The organism is Bradyrhizobium erythrophlei (genome assembly GCF_900142985.1).
In the GTDB taxonomy this organism is placed as follows: domain Bacteria; phylum Pseudomonadota; class Alphaproteobacteria; order Rhizobiales; family Xanthobacteraceae; genus Bradyrhizobium; species Bradyrhizobium erythrophlei_B.
In genome coordinates, this window is record NZ_LT670849.1 from 1 (window position 1) to 20,822 (window position 20,822).

At 52.4% G+C, this 20,822-nt stretch carries 15 protein-coding genes and 1 pseudogene; 4 read left to right on the top strand and 12 right to left on the bottom strand.

Annotated elements, in window-relative coordinates:
* Positions 1 to 99: 99 nt before the first annotated feature.
* On the bottom strand, positions 100 to 1,407 hold the full coding sequence (locus tag BUA38_RS00005) for a glutamate-1-semialdehyde 2,1-aminomutase (protein WP_276328178.1): 1,308 nt from the start codon (positions 1,405 to 1,407) through the stop codon (positions 100 to 102).
* A gap of 765 nt (positions 1,408 to 2,172) precedes the next feature.
* On the opposite strand from BUA38_RS00005, the gene BUA38_RS00010 reads away from it, so the two are divergent.
* Positions 2,173 to 3,561, top strand: a complete 1,389-nt coding sequence (locus tag BUA38_RS00010) for a DUF4038 domain-containing protein (protein ID WP_072815663.1) — start codon at positions 2,173 to 2,175, stop codon at positions 3,559 to 3,561.
* On the opposite strand, the gene BUA38_RS00015 is transcribed toward BUA38_RS00010, so the two are convergent.
* The 5 genes from BUA38_RS00015 to BUA38_RS00035 all read right to left on the bottom strand — a co-directional run bounded on the left by BUA38_RS00015 (position 3,558) and on the right by BUA38_RS00035 (position 8,957).
* A complete protein-coding gene (locus BUA38_RS00015; protein ID WP_072815665.1) occupies positions 3,558 to 4,145 on the bottom strand; it encodes a class I SAM-dependent methyltransferase in 588 nt (195 codons plus the stop codon). The genes BUA38_RS00010 and BUA38_RS00015 overlap by 4 nt on opposite strands.
* Positions 4,146 to 4,851: 706 nt before the next feature.
* Positions 4,852 to 5,505, bottom strand: coding sequence for a PIG-L deacetylase family protein (locus BUA38_RS00020; protein WP_072815667.1), 654 nt, complete (start codon positions 5,503 to 5,505; stop codon positions 4,852 to 4,854).
* 9 nt (positions 5,506 to 5,514) lie between these two features.
* A complete protein-coding gene (locus BUA38_RS00025; protein ID WP_244553155.1) occupies positions 5,515 to 6,756 on the bottom strand; it encodes a class I SAM-dependent methyltransferase in 1,242 nt (413 codons plus the stop codon).
* Positions 6,753 to 7,964: a polysaccharide pyruvyl transferase family protein gene (locus BUA38_RS00030; RefSeq protein ID WP_072815671.1), complete on the bottom strand. Its 1,212-nt coding sequence runs from the start codon at positions 7,962 to 7,964 to the stop codon at positions 6,753 to 6,755. The genes BUA38_RS00025 and BUA38_RS00030 overlap by 4 nt, the downstream gene beginning before the upstream one ends.
* 69 nt (positions 7,965 to 8,033) lie before the next feature.
* Positions 8,034 to 8,957: a hypothetical protein gene (locus BUA38_RS00035; protein ID WP_072825661.1), complete on the bottom strand. Its 924-nt coding sequence runs from the start codon at positions 8,955 to 8,957 to the stop codon at positions 8,034 to 8,036.
* A 1,849-nt stretch (positions 8,958 to 10,806) separates the two neighbouring features.
* On the opposite strand from BUA38_RS00035, the gene BUA38_RS00055 reads away from it, so the two are divergent.
* A complete protein-coding gene (locus BUA38_RS00055; RefSeq protein WP_172805954.1) occupies positions 10,807 to 12,651 on the top strand; it encodes a PQQ-binding-like beta-propeller repeat protein in 1,845 nt (614 codons plus the stop codon).
* 68 nt (positions 12,652 to 12,719) lie between these two features.
* Here BUA38_RS00055 and BUA38_RS00060 read toward each other — a convergent pair.
* From BUA38_RS00060 to BUA38_RS00070, 3 genes and pseudogenes are all read right to left on the bottom strand, one after another.
* A pseudogene (locus BUA38_RS00060) lies at positions 12,720 to 12,989 on the bottom strand (IS3 family transposase); the annotation flags it as partial.
* Positions 12,990 to 13,062: 73 nt separating this feature from the next.
* Positions 13,063 to 14,355, bottom strand: a complete 1,293-nt coding sequence (locus BUA38_RS00065) for an ABC transporter ATP-binding protein (RefSeq protein WP_072815680.1) — start codon at positions 14,353 to 14,355, stop codon at positions 13,063 to 13,065.
* 17 nt (positions 14,356 to 14,372) lie between these two features.
* Positions 14,373 to 15,197 (bottom strand): ABC transporter permease, encoded by an 825-nt coding sequence (locus BUA38_RS00070; RefSeq protein ID WP_072815682.1) that lies wholly within the window; start codon positions 15,195 to 15,197, stop codon positions 14,373 to 14,375.
* Between the two features lie 194 nt (positions 15,198 to 15,391).
* On the opposite strand from BUA38_RS00070, the gene BUA38_RS00075 reads away from it, so the two are divergent.
* Positions 15,392 to 16,435: an NAD-dependent epimerase/dehydratase family protein gene (locus tag BUA38_RS00075; protein ID WP_072815684.1), complete on the top strand. Its 1,044-nt coding sequence runs from the start codon at positions 15,392 to 15,394 to the stop codon at positions 16,433 to 16,435.
* The gene (locus tag BUA38_RS00080) at positions 16,435 to 16,983 is read left to right on the top strand and encodes a dTDP-4-dehydrorhamnose 3,5-epimerase family protein (RefSeq protein ID WP_072815686.1); all 549 of its coding nucleotides are present in this window, start codon (positions 16,435 to 16,437) and stop codon (positions 16,981 to 16,983) included. The genes BUA38_RS00075 and BUA38_RS00080 overlap by 1 nt, the downstream gene beginning before the upstream one ends.
* Positions 16,984 to 17,006: 23 nt before the next feature.
* Here BUA38_RS00080 and BUA38_RS00085 read toward each other — a convergent pair whose 3' ends face one another.
* From BUA38_RS00085 to BUA38_RS00095, 3 genes are all read right to left on the bottom strand, one after another.
* Positions 17,007 to 18,266 carry a DUF4910 domain-containing protein gene (locus BUA38_RS00085; protein WP_072825665.1) on the bottom strand — a complete coding sequence of 420 codons (1,260 nt, stop codon included), beginning with the start codon at positions 18,264 to 18,266 and terminating at the stop codon, positions 17,007 to 17,009.
* A 125-nt stretch (positions 18,267 to 18,391) separates the two neighbouring features.
* A complete protein-coding gene (locus BUA38_RS00090) occupies positions 18,392 to 19,222 on the bottom strand; it encodes a sugar phosphate nucleotidyltransferase (RefSeq protein WP_072815688.1) in 831 nt (276 codons plus the stop codon).
* 474 nt (positions 19,223 to 19,696) lie between these two features.
* Positions 19,697 to 20,782, bottom strand: a complete 1,086-nt coding sequence (locus BUA38_RS00095; protein ID WP_197685898.1) for an acyltransferase family protein — start codon at positions 20,780 to 20,782, stop codon at positions 19,697 to 19,699.
* Positions 20,783 to 20,822 lie beyond the last annotated feature (40 nt).

Genomic DNA, 20,822 nt, shown 5'->3' on the forward strand with positions numbered 1-20,822 from the left:
TTCAGCATCACATCTTCATCATCGAGACGTTTGCGGAACTTCAAGGCGCGAAGCCACTCGAATCTCGATGTGCAGCCGGCAAATAAAAAGCTGCGGGATTCAATTAAATTTTCGAAAAACCGGCTTAACTGGACGTCCGACAAGGTATTTCTCGACACCATCTTCGAGTGCTTTCCGGTAAACCCGCAGTGCTTCCCCTACTCCATCAATGGTTCGATCAATATCAGTATCGGCATGGGAAAAGCTAACCACCAACGAGGGCATCAGCAATCCTCGCCGAATGGTTTCCTGAAGAAAGAGCGATCGAAACGCCTGCGATGGCCTCCTCGATTGGTCATACGTCGCGTAAATCAGATTAGAAGGCCTTCCCAGCACCTCGAAATACCCGTTAAGGCCAAGCGACTCGATGGCCCGATTGATACCAGTACGCAACTTCTCACCCTGAGTGCAGAGGTAGTCAATGACCCCGTTATCCCGATAAATTTGCATGGTCTTAATTGCAGCCGCAAGCGAGTGGTTCTCGGCTCCGTGGGTCGTGGAAAGCAAAAATACACGCTCCTTATCGTGATGCAGACCTCCGAGCTCCATTATTTCCTTTCGACCTGCCAACGCAGAAACCGCGAATCCATTTCCCATGCCCTTACCGAAGGTGGATAGATCGGGCTGGATTCCATAGACCTTTTGCGCACCACCAATATGCCATCGGAAGCCCGTAATCATTTCGTCGAGAACAAATATCGCTCCTTCCTTTCTGCACAGGGTTTGAACCGAACGAAGAAAATTAGATTCGGGTTCGATCGCCGTGGCTGCTTCCATAATAACGCAAGCAATCCTTCCAGGATTCTGCTCGAACAATAGCCGCAGGCTGTCGATATCATTGTAGCGAAACTGTAGGGTCAGAGCTTGAACAACCGTTGGAATTCCCGCTGACATCGGGGTGTTTCCGACGAACCAGTCGTCGACAGAAAAAAAGGGGTGATCCGCACATCGGGCAATCAGATCACGACCTGTGTAGGCCCGCGACAGCCGAACAGCCGCAGTAGTCGCGTCGGATCCGTCTTTTGCGAATTTGATCATGTCCGAACCTTCAACGAGGTTTAGAAATTCCTCGGCGCAATCAAGTTCGATTGTGGCAGGGCGGGTGAAATTGCTCCCGAGCACCATCTGACGATAAGCAGCCTCAATCACTGGCTGGTAGCCGTGACCGAGAGTTACAGCGCGCAGTCCCATACCGTATTCGATGAACTCGTTGTCGTCGACGTCCCATACGTGACAACCCTGCCCCCGCGTTAAGAAGCCGGGTGCCAGGACTGGATACTGATCGTCGCCTTTCGCATAGGTGTGCGCTCCGCCCGGAATAAGCGAATGGGCTTGCTTCTGCATTCGAGCGGAGGTTTCGAAGTTCAGCTTTCGGTCTTGATTACCTGATGATACCAAGGAAGCATCCTCGTCAATTTCGCCTAAACAGAACTGGTGACGCGAGTTTACATCGCCCTGCTGCACAAACCCCGTCTAGATACCTCAATTTCCATCAAGGGTAATACTAGAGCGCAAAATATCAGGTGATGGCACCAACCTTGGGTTTGACAAGTGTTCCAAAGGCTTCCACACCTCTTTGTGGCAATTGTCACAGACATAAAATCAGCAGTCAAATCAAGCTAGTATATGGCAAGACGGACCAGCCTGATCAATCCCCGTCGTTAACCGACAGAATTAACTTGCGACGAGGCTAAGTGCGTTGCTCCTCTGTACTAGTTGCGCTAGCCATCCACCGCTACAAACATATTTTAATTACGGGCATGCCCGCGAAAGCGTAACTTGGTAATTAGACCTTGAAACTACTTCGGAGATGGATGGAAATAATTAACAAATAATGCTGGATCAAGCATGCCGTGGTCAGAGTCAGGGCTTTGTTTAAAATCTGATTGACAATGCTGCCATTTTGGTTCGATTCAGAGGCAGGAGGAAGGTCACCAGCGTGGAATCGAAGTCGCAAACTTAGGTGGACGTGACCTACAACCCAACAGGGGGTGGTCTGAAGAACATCAGCCGTAATGGCCTGTGCATCAATTCGACTGGCACGGGCCGGGTGGATGTCGACATCCAGTACACGCGATTCTGAATCAGCGGTGAGCGCAAATGCTTACAAGACGAAGATTGATTGGCGCGGCTATGGGTTCGCTGGTTCTGCCAAGAAGAGCCTCCGCAGAACACTCATTTTCTGCGGCAGTAACTCCCGCCGTCACGCAAGGTTTTCCCGTTGCACTGGACGCGACCAAGACATTCTTTGTAGATCAGAACGGCGAACCCTGTTTCGGATCAGGTGAATCACCGCAACTCATCGTCGAAGCGCTCTCCAACAGCGACACACTACTCTATCTGAACGATCGGGCTTCGCGTGGCATCAATCTGCTATGGATGATCGTCGCCGATAACAAAGACGGAAATAACCCGCCCCTTGACTCCAATGGGGATGCGCCTTTCAGCGGAGCAGACTTCACTAACTTCAATGAGCCTTATTGGCAGCACGTCGATTTCGTAGTGCAACAGTGTCTCGCTCGCGACATGACGATTTTGTTCATGCCTTTTTTTGTCGGGATCACGTCCGCAGAGGGCTACCACGATAGTCTATTGGCCGCTAGTACGGCGCGATTGCAAGGATACGCCGATTTCATCTCAACGCGTTACGCAGCATACCCAAACATCATCTGGACATTGGGCGGTGACGCTGATTGTCAGAACGCAACAATTTACTCGCAGATTGATATTTTTGCCCGCCGGTTGAAGGCGAACGATTCTAATCGCCTCATCACGATGGAATGCTTCAATTCGGCCGGCGGGACAGGTGGTCGCGTCTCAAGCACGGCGGGTACGAAAGTTGGCCTCGGTTCCGTTCCGTCATGGCTCGATATCAACTGGGTCTATACGCTAGCGCCTAATGCGATTGCGGATGCCCAGAGGGCCTATGACGCAGGGCTGCCTTGCATGTTGGGCGAGGACAATTATGAGCTGGAAAATCTCGGCAATGGTCTAACGACGCAATTGCAACTAAGAACGGAAGATTATGGATCTGTTCTCGGCGGCTGTGTTCTTGGAAAGCTTTTGGGGACCGGCGAATGGGCCTTCAATCAGGCCAGCACTGGCTTTGCGGTTTCAAGCCCTTCGTGGCAATCGCAGCTTAATTCACAGGGGATACAAACCCATCAACTAGCTGCAAAACTCTTTAGATCAAGGGCATTTCATAAGCTTAGGCCGGACACTTCTAATGTTGTGATGACATCGGGGGCATCACGTGGCGCAGTTTGCGCGCGAACGAGCGATGGGCAGACCGTCATTGCCTATCTACCAAACGGTAATGAAACGGTCACGATCGATATGACGAAGATTACGGACACTGGCAGTCAGGCGAATTGCAATTGGTACAATCCACAGACCGGCGCAGTCACTAATATCGGGACGTTCTCAACTTCAGGGACGAGGAAATTCACGTCTCCGGATTCGAATGATTGGGTTTTGGTCGCGGACTCCGAGGCCGCTGGCTTGAGGGCCCCGGGCTCTTAAGTAATATGTGGCTTTGCAAGAATGGCTGTCCCGACGCGGTCCGGCCAGACTGCGGGAATGATCCCGGTCGGCCCGCAGAACTCATCAACGGCCATACGCGATCCCTTGTAATGCTCGCTTAAATAATCGTGCACCAGGATGAGCCCGCCCGGCACCATGCGTGGCCAGAACAACTCGAGGCCGGCCTTGATCGGCGCGTAAAGATCAGCATCGAGCATGACAAAGGACCAGCGGCGATCCTCAAGGCCTGAGAAGGTCTCGGGGAAAAATCCCTTGCATAAGACGAGCCGGTCCGGAGTCGAAGCACCGCAAATGTTCCTTCGCACTAGGTCGATTGATGTGTCGCCGAAATGGCCGATAGTATTGCTGGCGCCGACCTTTGAGGCATCGATGGCAACATCTGCGGCGTCAAAGCCCTCGAACGTGTCGACGCAATAGAAGTGCGTCTCATCAGCCATGCGGGAATAGATGATGCGGCCATAGTTTCCGCGGTAGGTGCCGACTTCGGCATAGTCCCCGGTACGCAGCGTCTTGACGGAATCGAGTAAAAGATGGGCTTGAAGCACCCGGTTGCCATCGCGCACATCCGGCCAGTCGTGAAGTCGATGGTAGTCGCGCGCATCCGAGCACAGCGACTTAGGATCTGCTTAAACGGGCATCACCTGGATGTAGAAATGATCGCGGGGCAAGATCGCTTCGCTGGCGCGTAAGCGCACGGTTCGGATTTTTCTACCTAATTGCAATCTAGATCGAATGCCACGCAGCACTTTACGAACTCCTCCATGTGGAAACGAAACAATCGAGGCTATGGCAAAGGCGATAGGCATTCAATGAAGACGCGGGTCGCAATCTTGTCCAGCACAACCTAGGTCCGGACAGCGGTGGTTCTCAATCTAGCACAGTAGCTCTGACCGGCTCCGTGGTTGCAAGCGGCAATCTCGTTGTTGGCGCTGATCAATTTGACACTTCTGCTGGGTCCGGTGGCGCTGGTAAGATTCACTGATGACAGGGGTAACACCTACAATATCGCTGACAATGTCAACGACCTTGCTCACAATCAGGCTCAAGCTACAATCGCAGCATCAAAGGAACGGTATAGTAGAAGGCGGTAAGAGCCGCCGGAAGAAATAACTCGGTTTGGTGGAACTGAAATTCATTCAAGTCGACGACATATTGGTCGGCCTCCCTTCACTATCGGCAACCAGCGACCGGCAGGATGTGCCGAATTGCGCATTCGAGTAGCCTGCGAAGGCAATTTGCCGTCCCTCCTGGGCCTTTGATAAAACCGGACTAAACTACAATCTTTCTCGCATGGAAAGCCTCGGCGAATCCTTCCGGAGCGTTACAACCAATGCCGCGCAACCGGGCCAAGCCCTCGAACGTCTCTTTTGTGAACCAGGCTCGCCCGTGTTGAGTACGAAAATGCGCTAGAATAAGATCGATCTTGCGGCCGAGCAAAGCCTTCGTTAGCGGCGCGAAGAAGTTCGGATTCCCAAGATCCCCATCGTATTTCGGGATTTCGTATTCGAGAATCATGTGGTTACGAAACGTGTTGTAGGCGAGCTCGGAGAGAATTCGATGATCCTGATGGGCATCTTCCATCCGATGCGTTAGTACCACGGATGGATCGAAGTCGCGCTTCAGTGCCTCGAATACATCTTTGATCTCCGCTCCCTGAAAGGGAAAATAACCATCCCTGAAATTAAGAACTTCAACCTGACTGGCTTTTATGTTCTTCAGGAAGGCGGCTGCGCTCTCGCGTGCTTCAACAGCTCTTTCGCCGCTGCCGCTGAACACGATCCATCGGATTGATAGATTAGGGGTTTCGTTGATCAGACGAAGAATGAACCCCCCGCAGCCAATTTCGATATCGTCAGAGTGCGCGCCCAGACAGAGAAGATTAAATGTCGTCGACTTTCGGCGCGAGAAATCAAGATGAAGCATACGGGGCTCCTAGAATACCGTGACTTCAGGGATTGGCACCACAAACTTAGCACCCCAGTCTCGGACATAGCCCAGCTGACCTGCAATTTCCTCTCGCAAATTCCAGGGCAATATCATCACATAATCTGGCCTGGTAGCCGCGATCTTGTCGGGCGCGTAAATCGGAATCCGCGTCCCCGGCAAGTACATGCCCTGCTTATACGGATTTCGGTCAACCGTGTAATCGATGAAATCAGTGCGTACCCCGCAATAGTTAAGTAGCGTGTTGCCTTTGCCGGGTGCACCATAGCCAGCGATCGACTTGCCAGCGTTCTTCGCTTCGATCAAGAAGGTCAAGATCTTCCGCTTGGTATCGCGAACCTGATGCGCAAAACGAGCGTACGCATCAACACGATCAAGACCAGCTTCGCGCTCTTGCTGGATTATGCGGGAAACAGAACTTTGCGTTGGATACTTCGCACTATCTGCACGGCACGCATACAGGCGTAGCGAGCCGCCATGCGTCCATAACTCCTCGATGTCGAAAATCCGTAATCCATGCGCCTCGAAAATCTTCCGGACTGTAAGTGCCGAGAAGTAAGAAAAATGCTCATGGTAAATCTGATCAAACTGATTTCCTAAAATGGTTCTCAGCAGGTGTGGAAATTCAACTGTGCACACTCCATCAGGCTCTAAAAGAATACCTATACCTTCGACGAAGGAATTGAGTTCAGGTACCTGTGCCATCACATTGTTCGCAACAATCAGATCTGCTTTCGTCCCCGCGCCTGCCAGTTCCCTTGCCACGCCGGCGCCGAAAAATCTGGTTAACGTTTCCACTCCTCGCTGGCGTGCCGCAGCAGCTACGTTGATTGCAGGCTCAACGCCCAGAACCGAAATTCCCTTTTTCACAAAATACTGAAGTAAATAACCGTCGTTACTGCCGATTTCGACCACTTTGCTTGCACGACCGAGGCACAGCTTTTCAGCGATCATTTCCACATAGCGCTCTGCATGCTTCAGCCACGCGTCTGAAAACCCTGAAAAGTAGGCGTATTCGGAGAAAATCTCTTCCGGAGCGACATACTCCTCCAATTGGACCAGGAAGCAGGACCCACATACGAAAGCCGCAAGGGGATAGAAGCGCTCCGCTATGTTGAGACGATCTTCCGGGACAAAGCTCTCACAAAGCGGGGACATGCCGAGATCGACAAAGTCAAAGAGTGAGCCACCGCAGAAACGGCAACTTTTGCAACCGCCAACCTTGTTCAAAGTAAGTTCTCCAGAAGATATGCCTCTTGTCTCTCTAGGCGCCTTCGAAATTCCGGCATTGCGTTACGAATTCTGTCGCTGAACTGATCTCGTCCGTGGAAAACCTCTTCAAATTGCGCAATCAGACGCTCTGCATCGAACTCCTCAATAGTCTGACAAAAAGCGCCAAGGCCTACTTCCGCAAGCAACACACTATTTTTATCGGCGTATCCAACCGAAATGGCCGATCTTCCCATCATTAGTGCGGCCACGATGTTATGAAATCTCGTTGCAACGATTAGCTCAGTTTCCCCTATCTGGTACATGAGATCCTCCAGGGAATGGGCCGGCTCCGCAAGCAGAAGCGCAGCAGCCCGAGAACCACATTGCAAGGTTACTCGCTGCACCACTTCGTCGAAGCTTTGCTTATCGGACAACTCTCCCAAAAGAAGGCGCACGCGGTAGCCATGTTCAAGCAACCAGCAAATGAATTGCGTCAGTCCACCAACATATGTCTCGTGAATTTGCGACCGGCGCTTTGAGCCGGAATCCCAGCCGTAGTAGTCCATGACGCCAACGCCGATCACCGGTGATCTGCCGTTTTGTATCCCGCTGTGCGGAGAATTGGGAGCGCGTAAATTGAATACGAGGTCTGGAAACACTAGATCATCTTGCGTCAGAAGGCCTACCGTTCGCACGAAATTTTTAGAGATATCGTCGCGATACGATCGATAGATTGCCAGCCGCGCCGCAAGAACCATAAGCCACCGACTAACCGGATGATGTATCGGTCCTGCACCGACACTGACGAGTGCAAATGGACGTCTATTCAACTTCGCTGCAACGCTCCACTTGAAGAGATCAAAAGGCAGCCCTTGCCATCGCTCGCTAAAGTCATCCAAGATCCCGGTACCTGGAACGATGAACAAGTCGAATTTTCGCGCCAAATACAAAGCGCGCACAAAATCCGTCAATCGGAGGGGCAGACCGGCGAGCAAGCGGTTAACAATCGCAAACCACCAAATCTCAGGAAGTGCCAACTTGATTGGTATCGCCGGCACGTCGTGTTCTGCCCGAGCGCGGTCAGGGCCATAACAAACGCAGGTCACCTTGGTATGCGGTCGGGCGCGACGGATAAAATCAAGCATCGCCTTCAACGACGCTTCATTCCCTAGGTTGTTTGACCCGAAATTTCCGAAAAGAGCAATATGCTTGGGTCTAGTACGCATGAATCAGCACAAAGCTCACCTATACCTCGTCCCGACGCCCACGTTCTTTTGGCCTGCGTATGCTCGACCTTAAGAACCTTCGGAATATATCAGCTCGCCGCGAGTCTCGGTCCCGTCATTATACATTTCAATAATTTCGTCAGGTACTCGCGACAAATCAGTACCACGGAGATAATCGCGCATCGTGGTCCCAGTACAAGCTGAATCAATGTTTGGCGCGCCTCGTTTCATGGCGGCGTCGTCCAGATGAATTGTTCGAAAGTCGATGCTGAAACGAGTCACGCCCGATGTATTGGGCACGCTCGAATGCATTTGCGCTCCCGAAAACAGAATGACACCACCCACGGGGCAAATCAGTCGAATCTGAGGTTCAAGCTCCAGTCGCTCGGTTGCACGTGGCAAAGGCCGCGGGTCTTCCTTGATGAGCTTTGCAACGTTTTCGCCGCGATGAAGCTTGTTCCACGAATAGTAGTTGTATTCTGCCGAGCTATTTTTGACTGGTCGAGACCAATACTGCGGGTGAAAGGCCATCGCGTTGTCTGACTCAATCTCATAAATGGGCAACCACCAGTTAATCTGGCAGCTAGGAGCGGAGTACCAAGTGTCGCGATGCGGATGCCACGCAAAAGCAATGCCAGTCGTGAGATAGTTATTGGTAGTCGAACTGCGCATTCTCGGTACATCAAAGTACGTTTTGTCGAGGTCGCAGCCAAGATCCTCCAAAATATCTCTTAAGTGACGCTTCGATTCTGGGTGATGGATAAATGCTGGTTTCAATTTACCAAGAAGGGATGCGTAGCGTTCTACCTCCATGTGCTTCTGCGCTATTCTCGGATCCAGTCCTCCGAACGCATCCTCGATCATGGATTTAGCGAAGCTGACAAAGGCCGCGATGCTGGCCCGTGCTGAGTAGACAAAGAGCTGCCCATCGTAGAGCCGCTGGCGCCGAACATCATCGGACATATCAAAATCGTAGTAGATTGTGTTATTCATGAACCCCACCTCGACGAGAAAAGGCTGCACATACTCGCTGCTAATCTATAACGATTAAATAGGCAATTGTTAAATATTGCCGACACGGCCTCCACATTGCCCCCGTAACCTTACCGCGCGTAATCCAGCCGCCGTGATTGAACGATCGAGCTGACGCCTGTCCTCGCCCAGCCAGCATGGCTCGCTTTTGCGAATAAAGCGCTGCGCGCCGACGCAAGTCGGTTGATAGACCCAATTGATGTCGAGCCATGGCTGTATCGACCCGTAGGCGACCATGTGGGCGTCAACGACGGAGTGCCGTTCGAGCAGCATGAGCTTCAGCCCAGCATCCTCCATTTGAGGCCAGCCCAGCTTCCGTGAAAACGCGAAGCCTCAAAGTCAACAGGCGGCATGAATCTGGGGCTTTCAGCGCTACTTCAGGGAGCTTGTCTTATGATATTTATTATAGATTGAACCCTCACCGGTCAACCAGATCAGCGCGCGCTGCTGCATATCCGCAGCGCTCAAACAACGCTCCGAAAGTTCGTCGAAAACCGCCCAGTCACCCGGCCGAATTGCCCTTGTCATCTCGATGCCCAGTTGTGGACGGCTCTAGGTTGGCAAGCGCTTTTTTCACGTTTGCAGCATTGGTCTCGGTGCATCGCTTATACTGCTGGGCCTATTTCTGCCTCCGCTCAAGTGCTGTTTCGGCGCGATACGATTGGCGCAGAAGTTGCGTCCTGATCACAAGAACTTGGATTAGCAACGGCAGCAACCAAAGCAACGGCCAACACCGGACCGACGCCGGGGCGTCTTCGAGCCTCATGCTCATCTCGTTGGATCGGAGCCAGCCTCTGATCAGTCGGTTGAACTCCAGGATCTGCTCTTTGATCCTGCACAATTGAGCTCCGAACGCTAGGAGACGCACGCGGGCCATTTCCCGAACCCGCCTGTCGCTTGGATCGGCGACGACATCGAGCACTTGCTCGACACCGTTTCGTTCGCCTTTGGCAAGGCTACTCGAACCTAGGGTTTCGAGAAACGGTTTTCGCCCGAATCTTTGCGGATCCTGCGGTTAATGAAATTCAAAGATTCTGTTGTCCGATCCCTCTTCGCCAATGATCAACCCATCCGCCAAAAGTGTTTCTGGACAAGTGACCTGACCGATTCCGTAGAAACCAGTTTTCAAATTCGCAAACGATAGGCAGAATCGATAAAATCCTTGAAAACTCTGTCATTGACGACAAGCGTCGCGTCAATGCGATACTAAACAGGCAAGAGGTAATGCCGGAACCTCGCATATCATTCGTCGGACGCCGGAGCGCTTCCCAATTTCGGTCGTTCAGTGCCAACATCGAGCCGGAAGACATATGTTTCGTGCCTGGTCTAGTATACTTTTAGCTCACATTGCGTCTATTTGTCCGGCTCTCCATACCAGCTTACGTTCGCGCGGTGGCGTTTTGTTGGCCGTCCAGACGGACTCAGTTGCTTGTTTCGAAGATAGTCTTGAAAAAATCGCTAGCGACAGGAGTTTAAGGAATTGAATTATCGAGGTTCGGTCAAGAGAGTCTGGCTCGCAATCACTATCTTGCTCAGCGTCGCCAGCGTTGTCGTGATATCTTCGCCGAAGATTTTTCCATACAGTCCGGATTCCGCGAGCACAATTCAGAAAATTGTGCACCACATAAACTGGCGCATTCGGTTCTATTTCGCCAAAGCCGTGGGGGGCGTCCCCGAGTTGTCTTGGCTCGAAGTTGCCCAAGGCACATGGCCAGGTCAACATCTAAGAGGCACTTGGCCCGGAAGCGGATTTATAACGGATTCAATGATCAGGGAAGGACGAAGCCTCAATGCTTCAGTGGTGAATCCCTTGAACGACGCGAAAGGCCTTTTCGATGGAAAGGAACTCTTCCAAACGAATTGTGCAGGTTGCCACGGACACGATGCGCGTGGTGGAGGTCATGCTCCCTCGCTCGTCACATCGAACTACAGCGTCGGGGCAAGCGATTTTGCTTTGTACAAGATGCTTCGCGACGGCATTCCTGGGACTGCGATGCAATCGCTGGGCCTATCGGTTAGAGAGCGTTGGGAAATCGTCGCATTTTTGCGCTCGCTGTCGCGTGAGACGGATGACGCACACCGGACCATAGAACTGCCGCACGTGGATGTCAGCTGGGACATGCTTAAAGCGGCAAGGAATCTAACCGACTCATGGTTAGTCTATTCAGGTGGGCTTGACGGCTGGCGCCATTCGCCCCTCCGAGAGATCTCGCCGCTCAACGTTTCTCATCTAAAACTGTTGTGGTTGCACCAATTTGCAGGCTCGCGCGAAGATTCGTTTGAGGCAACACCACTCGTCTCCAGCAAAACGATCTTCATGACCGAGCCGCCAAACAGCGTTGTGGCGATTAATGCGGAAAACGGGCGCGAGATTTGGCGCCACACCCACCCTCTGCCGACAGATCTTCCTGTTTGTTGTGGCCGCGTAAACCGGGGTGTCGCTTTGCTCGGTGGAACATTGTTCGTTGGAACACTCGACGCTCACATGTTGGCAATCGATGCAGCAAGCGGCGGCGTGAAATGGGAAGTTGAGGTTGCTTCTCCCAAGGATGGATTCTCGATTACGGTGGCGCCACTCATCGTAAAGAACATGGTCATAGTCGGGGTTTCCGGTGGCGAATTCGGCATACGCGGCTTTCTGGCGGCCTACGACGCTGCGACTGGCAAGGAAGTCTGGCGCTTTTATACCATTCCTGGTCCCGCTGAATTTGGCTCGGAAAGTTGGAAAAACAATGCATGGCGCAGCGGCGGGGGACCCACTTGGATAACAGGAAGCTATGATCCGGATCTCGACCTTCTCTACTGGGGCGTCGGTAATCCTTCCCCAAACTATACGAGTGAGGTGCGGCCCGGCGATAATCTGTTCACCAATAGCGTGGTCGCTCTCAATGCAACCACCGGAAAGCGGGCTTGGCATTTCCAGTTTACGCCGCATGACGAGCATGACTGGGATTCCAACCAGACCCCCGTGCTTGCCGATCTCATGATGGACGGCGTGTCCCGAAAGGTTATTTGTTGGGCCAATCGCAATGGCTTCTATTATGTGCTCGATCGCGCTGACGGTACTTTTCTAAGGGGCGCTCCTTATGTGAAGGTGACTTGGGCAAGCGGTCTCGACGTACATGGTCGGCCAATCCTGACGTCAGCTGCAAAAGTCACAAAATCGGGCACACTGACGTGGCCGTGGGTGGGAGGCGGCACTAATTGGCTTCCACCGTCTTTCGATCAAACGACTCAAACTTTCCTCGTGCATGCCACAGAGGGCTCGTCGATCTTCACTCAGTCGGATGGCAACGAAGTCAGGCGCGGAGCAGGCGGCCTCTATGTCGGAAGCGGGTCATCCGCGGCCGACGTGGCCGTCAATGTAGTGAAAGCGCTCGATGCGGCTTCCGGTGCCTTGAAATGGCAGCATGCCCTTCCCAACGCTAACCCGGAATTTTCTGGCACTTATAGCGGTATTCTTTCGACTGAAGGTGGGGTGATGTTTACCACTTATGCCGGAACAATTTTCGCGCTCGAGATGGCGACAGGCAGAGAACTTTGGCGAGCGGGGTTAGGAGGTAAGACTCAGGCCACCCCAATCAGTTTCACTCTTAATGGCGCTCAGGTCGTCGCCGTCACAGCCGGCCAGGCGCTATTCTTATTTGGATTGTGACTTGCTCCTCCCGCACCTCAATGAGGTAATCAAGTTCACGCATCATCCGCAAAGCAAAACGGAGAGCGAGTGTCCGCGACCTGGCCCAGGCATTGCCGGGTGAAGTCGTCGACTACGGTCAGGATACGAAAGCGCCGGCCGCTGGAAGCGTGTCCATCACGAAGTCAAGCGACCAGCGCAGGTTCCGGTCCTGCGGGATCGCCGATCGGAGCCGAGCGCCCGTTTGCGGCCCCCGCTTGGGCACCGACAGCCGCTCCTCTCTGTAGCCGATAAAGCTTCTTATGGTTGATCCGGACAACTTGCCGAGCCAATAGCAGCCCTCTTCCGTGAATCTGCCTTTGCGCATCGTCTGTCTCCTCGGTGGAGAACAGAACCCTAACTTAAAACCGGGGAGCCTTTCAGAGGAATAGGTCACATTCGCCAATGGTGTTTTTGTACGAAGACTCCGAGCGACGCTATCTGGCCAGTTCCGTAGAAATCAGTTTCCAAAATTCGTAAACGATAAGCACTGTCGATATAGTCCATCACAACCGTGTCATTGACGACAAGCGCGACGTCAATGCGATATTCCCCAGGTACCAGAGGCAATGCTGGGATCTCGCATATCATTCGCTGGACGCCGGAGCGGACCCCCCAATCTCGATTCTTCTCATAGCTAGCGCGAGCAGCAAAAATGACTTGCCCGTAGAGATCAACGAAATTCAATCGGGGATCAAACCGATCGGTGGCTTGGGGTAGTTCAAATTCAACATGGCACTGTAACGCACCCGCAATAGGCAGATCACCCTTCAGAGGTCGGCCATCTCCATCGTATAGTTCAAGTTTTTGGAGCCAGGGCCCATATGATGCACGCCGACCACCGTTCGAGCGCAAATCCACAACATGGGAGTGTTCGTCGGTATCGGCGTTGGATGCACTGATATAAAAATCTACAGCGCTCTTTGCGTCTCCCTGGAACGTCATTTGTCCCCGATTCAGAACGATGGCCTTCTGGCATAGATTTATGATCGCCGGCATATTGTGCGAAACAAACAAAACAGTCCTTCCGGCCTGTCCGATGCCACCCAGTTTTCCGAGACACTTTTTTTGAAACGCCGTATCACCAACCGCCAGCACCTCATCTACGACCAGAATCTCCGGCTCCAGATGAGCGGCGACTGCAAACGCCAGACGAACATACATGCCTGACGAATATCGCTTTACAGGCGTGTCAAGGAATCGCTCGACTTCGGCAAATGCTACGATCTCATCGAACTTTTTGCGGATTTCCTTCTGGGTCATACCCAATATAGCGCCGTTCAGGAAAATATTTTCGCGACCAGTTAATTCGTTGTGAAACCCCGTACCCACTTCGAGCAGGCTTGCGACCCGCCCGCGCAGACTGATGCGCCCGTCAGTGGGTTCGGTAATGCGACTCAAAATCTTAAGTAATGTGCTCTTGCCGGCTCCATTGTTTCCTATGATCCCGATGGCTTCACCTCGTTGCACATCGAAACTAAGATCTTTAAGCGCCCAGATCTCTTCGACATCATCACCTTGGACCACCTGTTGTCCACGAATGACGTTGACGGTCTTACGAACCAGATTCCGAACCTCGCGACCAGCAACATCACGCAAAGCCGTGTACTTCTCCCGCTCAGCCGACAGATGTCCGACCAAGTAGCGCTTTGACAGATTTTCGACTGAAATGATCGTGTCGGACATGACTAACTAAGCTTACGTCAGATCAAGTCTGCGAAGCTTTTTTCCATCTTTCTGAACTGACTAAAACCCAGCCAAAGAAGAAACGCGATGCAGCCGAGGCTCGTGGCAAGCCCTGGCAGGTAGAGTGGGCTTTGCTCGCCCAGGATGCACCATCGAAATCCGTCAATTACCCCTACCATCGGATTCATCGAATAGATCACGCGCCATTCCCCTGGGACAATGTTCGAACTGAACCCGACGGGTGACACATAGAGGCCGAGTTGGACAAGGAAGGGAATGATGTATCGAAAGTCACGATACTTGACATTAAGAGAAGCGATCCACAACGCCGGCCCCATGCTTGCGAAAAAGGCGAGCACCGCAAACCCTGGCAGGGCCAACATCCTCCACGTCGGAGCGAACTGATACCAGGCCATTACGGCAGCAAGAATCAAAAAACCGATCAACAGATCCAGGAAAGCGACCACGATACTTGCGGTCGGAATGATGAGCCGCGGAAAGTAGACCTTTGTAATCAATCTCTCGTTGTTGATGAGACTATTAGATGCTTCTGACAAGGCCGATGAGAAAAAGGTCCATGGCAGCATACCAGCCAGAACGAGCAAAGCATATGGCGCAGATCCTTCCGACGGCAGTTTGGCGATCCGACCAAAAATGATCGTAAAGATTACCATCGTAACTAGGGGACGAATAAGCGCCCACAGGATTCCAATTACAGTCTGCTTGTAGCGGATCGAAACATCGCGCCAAGCCAGAATTCGAAATAATTCGCGGAATCTCCAAAGATCCCGCCAGTAATTGCGGTCGCCTCGACCGTTCTCTATGATCGTTAACTCTTGCATCGGCTGGATTTATTTGCGTTCTGGTGGCAAGCTTGCTGCCATTTCAAGAAGGATGTCAACGATCTGGTGTAGGAAACTTATCTGATAATATTGATGTTCGCGACACTTCGCGATTGCAGGTAAATTCCCCGGCGACCGACCATAACGTTGCATAACGAATTTCCGGCGGCTGAAGTCAAACAAGGTTAATGTAAATGAAAGTATTGGTAACTGGATCTGACGGCTATATCGGCGCGGTATTGGGGCCGACGCTCCTCGAACGCGGGTTTGAGGTGGTTGGTATGGACTGCGGCTATTATCGTGACGGATGGCTCTTCAACGACCAGCGAACCCGCCCCCTCACCCTGAGCAAGGACATCCGTCAGGTAACGGCAAAGGATGTCGAGGGGTTCGATGCAGTCGTGCATCTGGCTGAATTATCCAACGATCCCTTAGGAGAGCACCGAGCCTCGATCACTTACGATATTAATCACCAGGGTTCGGTCCGCCTTGCAATCGCGTGCAAGGAGGCTGGCGTGCCCCGGTTTGTGTATACGTCATCCTGCAGTGTTTACGGGGCCGCTGGCGACGGAAATGATCGCGATGAAAACTCCGAAACCAACGCGTTGACCGCTTATGCCAAATGTAAGGTGCTCGTCGAGCGCGATGTGGCTGCAATGGCAGGGCCTCATTTTTCTCCCGTTTTCCTTCGGAACGCGACCGCCTTCGGCGCAAGCCCGCGAATGCGGTTCGATATCGTTCTCAACAATCTCGCCGGCTTTGCGTGGACCAGCAACGAAATTAAGATGACGAGCGATGGCACTCCGTGGCGGCCGCTTGTTCATATCGCTGACATCAGCGAGGCCGTAGTGAGTGTACTAACAGCGCCACGGCAGCAAATTCACAACCAGATTTTTAATGTCGGCGATGATAACCAGAACTATCGAGTGCGTGAAATCGCCGAAGTGGTCGGCAATATCTTCGAGGGAGCGAAGGTGAGCTTTGGTCAACAGGGAGGCGACAACCGAAGCTATCGAATCTCCTTCGAGAAAATCAGGCGTCACTTACCTGACTTTCAATGCCGATGGACTGCTGAGAAAGGCGCACGTGAATTGGAAGAGATTTTTCGCCGCGTCCAAATGACGAAGGAAACGTTCATGTTCCGCGCATTTACCCGGCTTGAGCAATTGAAACACCTTCTAGCCACCGGCCAGATTGATGAAAGCTTCTACTGGCGTTCCTATAACGAAGCGCCGTGATGATCGTTTCTTCAACATCGATTGACGGCGCCCGCATCCTTGACGTCGAACCCGCTTTCGACGACCGAGGATTTTTCGCGCGTACCTGGTGCCGGCGGGAGCTAGCGGAACAAGGCCTCAGTGTCGAAATCGCTCAGGAAAGCATCTCCTTCAACCGGAGGAAAGGCACTCTGCGTGGCCTTCATTTTCAGACGCCGCCGCATGATGAAGTGAAGATCGTGCGGTGCGTACGCGGCGCAATCCTCGATGTCATTGTTGACCTGAGACCGCAATCAACGACCTACCTGCGCTCACTGAGTTTCGAACTGTCCGCGGAAAACCATCGCGCTGTTTACGTGCCAAAGGGTTGCGCACACGGCTTCCAAACCTTGATCGATGAAACTGAAGTCCACTATCAAATTTCGTCCTTTTACGACCCGACGGCGGCTGCAGGCCACCGCTTCGACGATCCAGCCTTTGCGATTGTGTGGCCCCTCCCCGTCTCCGTCATCAGCGAGCGCGATTTGCAATGGCCTATGTTTAGCGCAATGGAAACTGATGGCGGCTAATTCGCAGGCCAGCGGACATTAAACTAGACGACAGGCTCCAAAAGTTCCGCATTGACCAAAGCATCGGCAGCTGCGCGGATCGATGAAAATGGCAGGCCTGATCGCTCGGCCATGTCGAGCAGCGAATGCTGTCCATCAGCAAGATTGAGTACCCAGAGCAATGCCATCTGGTCATACCCGGCCGAACGAAGTCCGCCCAAACCGCCCCACAAACCTCGGCGACCAAGTTGGGGCTCGCCTTTGGCGTTGCAACTCCGATAGGTCACGTCGCCGTCGATGACCTCGACAATTCTTTTGAGCACTGCAAGAGAATGAGCAAGGCTCTCGGGACGCAACAAGGACAGATTGTCACCTGAGCTGTGGTATTCGGGATACTCCCCATTGGGGCTTCTCATCAGGCAGCCTACCGGCAGGTTGAAGCCGGGTGAACAGTACTGACGCTCGTCATAACCATAGGGGACAAATGGGGTTATGCGGTGATCTCCTGGCTCAGTGCGAAGTACATGAGCGACAATGCGATCGATGCTAGAGTTACCTCTGCGGCTTTGCTTGTAATTTATATGACCGGAATCTCCGAGGCAGGACAGAACGAGCCCGTGATCAATCAGCCCCAGCTTGCGCTCGTTTCGTGAAAGCCACGTGAGCGAGCCAATCGTGCCAGGTATGAAGACAAAACGATATGTGTGGCGAGGTTTGGCGTTGCGCAAATGCTGCGCCAGCATCGTCGCCACTACGATTGCAGACAGGTTATCGTTCGCAAGCGATGGATGACAAATGTGGCAAGACAATAACACTTCTCGATCGATCTCCCCTTTGATGATGCATTCCGCGTAGGTGAGATGGCCGTCAGCCAGCGTCGAATCTATAACAACTCGATATTCCTCGTCGGTCAAAGCTTCTAGCTGATGATGAGTAAGGCAAAGACCCCAAGTCTCGCTGTAATATGAGGTACGATAGGGAATCCAGTCAGGATGTTCCGGTAACGTGTGAAGGTGATTGCGCAGCTCGTCCAGCGGGACAATCCGATCGAGTGGAGTACTATACTGGAGAACGTGCAAGTTATTCTGTTCGAAATCGATAACTCGCGTGCCATCTAGTTTCGCTATGTAAGCCGCTCGAACGTTCCACTCTCTCGGAACTGTCCAGTCAAGCGCTGCGGTCCCTGATGGTACCTCGGCTACCTGCAAGGGAATGAAGCGAGAGAGTATCTGGAGCGTCTGCCGCACACCGTTGCCAGTGATACTTCGGCAAATCGGAAACAACTCCTCCGCAAGGCGCAGCATGGACGCCCCTGCCTCTGGCTTAGTTGAGACTTCTCGCCCTTGGTCGGGAACCCAGTTCATGCCTAAGACGCCACCTCAGTCCCGCAGTGAAATCCGTATTTGATAAGAACAGCAGCTCTCACTTTTCAAAGGCCTGTAGGAGGTGCAGTTGCAATTTCTCGGATAGTGCTGGGGCTTGTTTCGGTTTTCTTCCACACTTCCCATACGGCGTCCCCTCGCTCGTACAGACCTTCCAGATATTGTTTGTCCTTGAATGTGTCCATCGCAGCAAAGAACCCGTCGTATTCTAATGCAGCCAATTGCTTTTTTTCGATGAGCCGCTGGAAGGGCTTCACCACGAGTTCTTCTCCCGGCATCAAGTATTGGAAAATATCTTTCTTCAAGACAAAAAATCCTGCGTTGATTCGTATATCTGTCTGCATCAATTCCTTGATTTCTGTAACACTGCCATCGCCGTCGGTCTTGACGACGTGATAGCTGAGGTTTGGCCGCACGCTTAGAAACGTGGCGATTTTGTCTTGGCGGCGCGCGTATTCCAAATAGGTCGGCAAATGTAGATCTGTGAAGCCGTCGCAGTAATTCGCCAGAAACACATCTTCGCCTTCAAGATATTTTCGGACGGCCAATAGCCTTTCGCCGAGGTTTGAGTGAAGTCCGGTATCGGCGAAGGTGATCTTCCAATCGCGAATATCGCTGTTTTCGGCTACAAGTTCTTTGCCGCCGTCAGAGAACACGAAATCATTGGATAAATACTCGTTGTAATTCAAGAAGAACTGCTTGATCAGGTCGCCGCGATATCCCAAGCAAAGTATAAAATCCTTGAACCCAAAATGAGCGAAATACTTCATCACGTACCAAAGGATGGGGCGATACCCGATGACCGCCATAGGCTTTGGTATCTGATCTGCATCGCGCAATCGCAAACCAAGACCACCGCAAAACAGGACCACCTTCATCCCGATCTCCTCCTAGGAGCAAAATTCTGCCGTCAGGCAGGCCTCATCCGAACGTTGACAAAAACAATCATATATCGAATTGCATAAGTCCCGAAGAGCTACGCTAGCACACCTCTACGGATCGAGTAGTTTAAGTGATATTAGTTAAAATCTGAGCTTAACGCTGGAGCCGCGGCAGGGCCCTTTTGGTAGAGACGGCCAGATGGTTCGGTAATCGGTGTAGCCGGGCTCGCTCGCATTCGACGCCTGCAAGCGGTGAGGATGCGCAATCGGCTTCGCCGTGGTCACAGACAGCTGACGCCTAACTTCGATTCTGAAACTGTCGACCGTACTTCGCTAACGCTAACCCTGTTCTTAAGTCTGAACAACAAGCCTTCCTCGGAGGAGGACGGACACAGGGGCCAAGGGGCAACATAAACCGATTTTTTTGAAATTAGATCGAAGGGCGATGCGCCATTGTTGCAGGAGATACCCCTAACGAAACCTTTTGCGCAAACGGCGGAAGTAAGCATCTACATAGATGTCCAATATGGCCGCGTAGACTGCAGCGATCGCGAAGGTCACCAAGACGAGCAGTGGCTTGATCGTGGCAAGCCAAGGGGCATTCTTCTCTATGACATTGATCACAACGTAGTGGACCAAGTACATTGCGTAGGAATAAACGCCAATTCGCGCGACCCAGGGATGATTGAGTAGCGTAAAGGGGAAGTTCGCGGCACATTTTATCGCGTAGTAAAAAATTGGCATGAGCGCGAGGCCTTGAAGACTGTACCGGAAGGTCTCTCTAAAATAAGTGTCGCGCCATGCGAGCGTGACCGCCATGACAACAGCAGCGGAAAATAGGAGTGTTGCAGGCTTTGCTTCCAAGAATGGATTAGACATTCCAGGTTTTGCAGACCTCGGATTGGCGGCGAGCCCGAGAATGCATCCGAACACAATGGAATCGACGCGGGTATCCGAGCTATAGTAGGTCCGCTCGGTCACGAAATTCGGCAAACCGGCGAGGTACATCCGCCAAGCCAACACAGCGAGGCAGGTCATGGCCAGAACCAGAACGATGCGTCGCGTTGACAACTCAAGTGCGAGCAGACCCGTCAATGCGGCCGGGTAGATCATGTAGAAATGCTCCTCGACCGCGAGCGACCATAGAATGCCTGTACCTGCAGCCGTTGTATTTCCGGAATCGAAGAAGAGGCCATAGTAGTTCGCGAAATATAGGAGCTGCGCGAGAATGGCAGCCCACGAGATACCCCCGTCTAAGCGACCGAGTATCACTAGCGAGTACGCGATAACCAGGGTCACCACGAGCGGCGGAAATAACCGAAATATGCGGCGGAGATAAAATTTGCCAATATGGATTTGACCGGTTCGCTTCCGTTCATCCATGAGAAGTGTTGTGATCAAATACCCACTCAGGAAAAAAAATATTGTAACGCCAAGTCCTCCGGGAACTACGATGCCGTAACCCGCATGCGACACCAGAACAATCAAGATAGATACGGCGCGCAGTCCATCCAGTGAAGGTATGGTGCTTTTGTCAGAAGGATATTCAGTGATCAAAAGCCCAACCTCATACTATCTCGGGAGGTATGTTAGACTT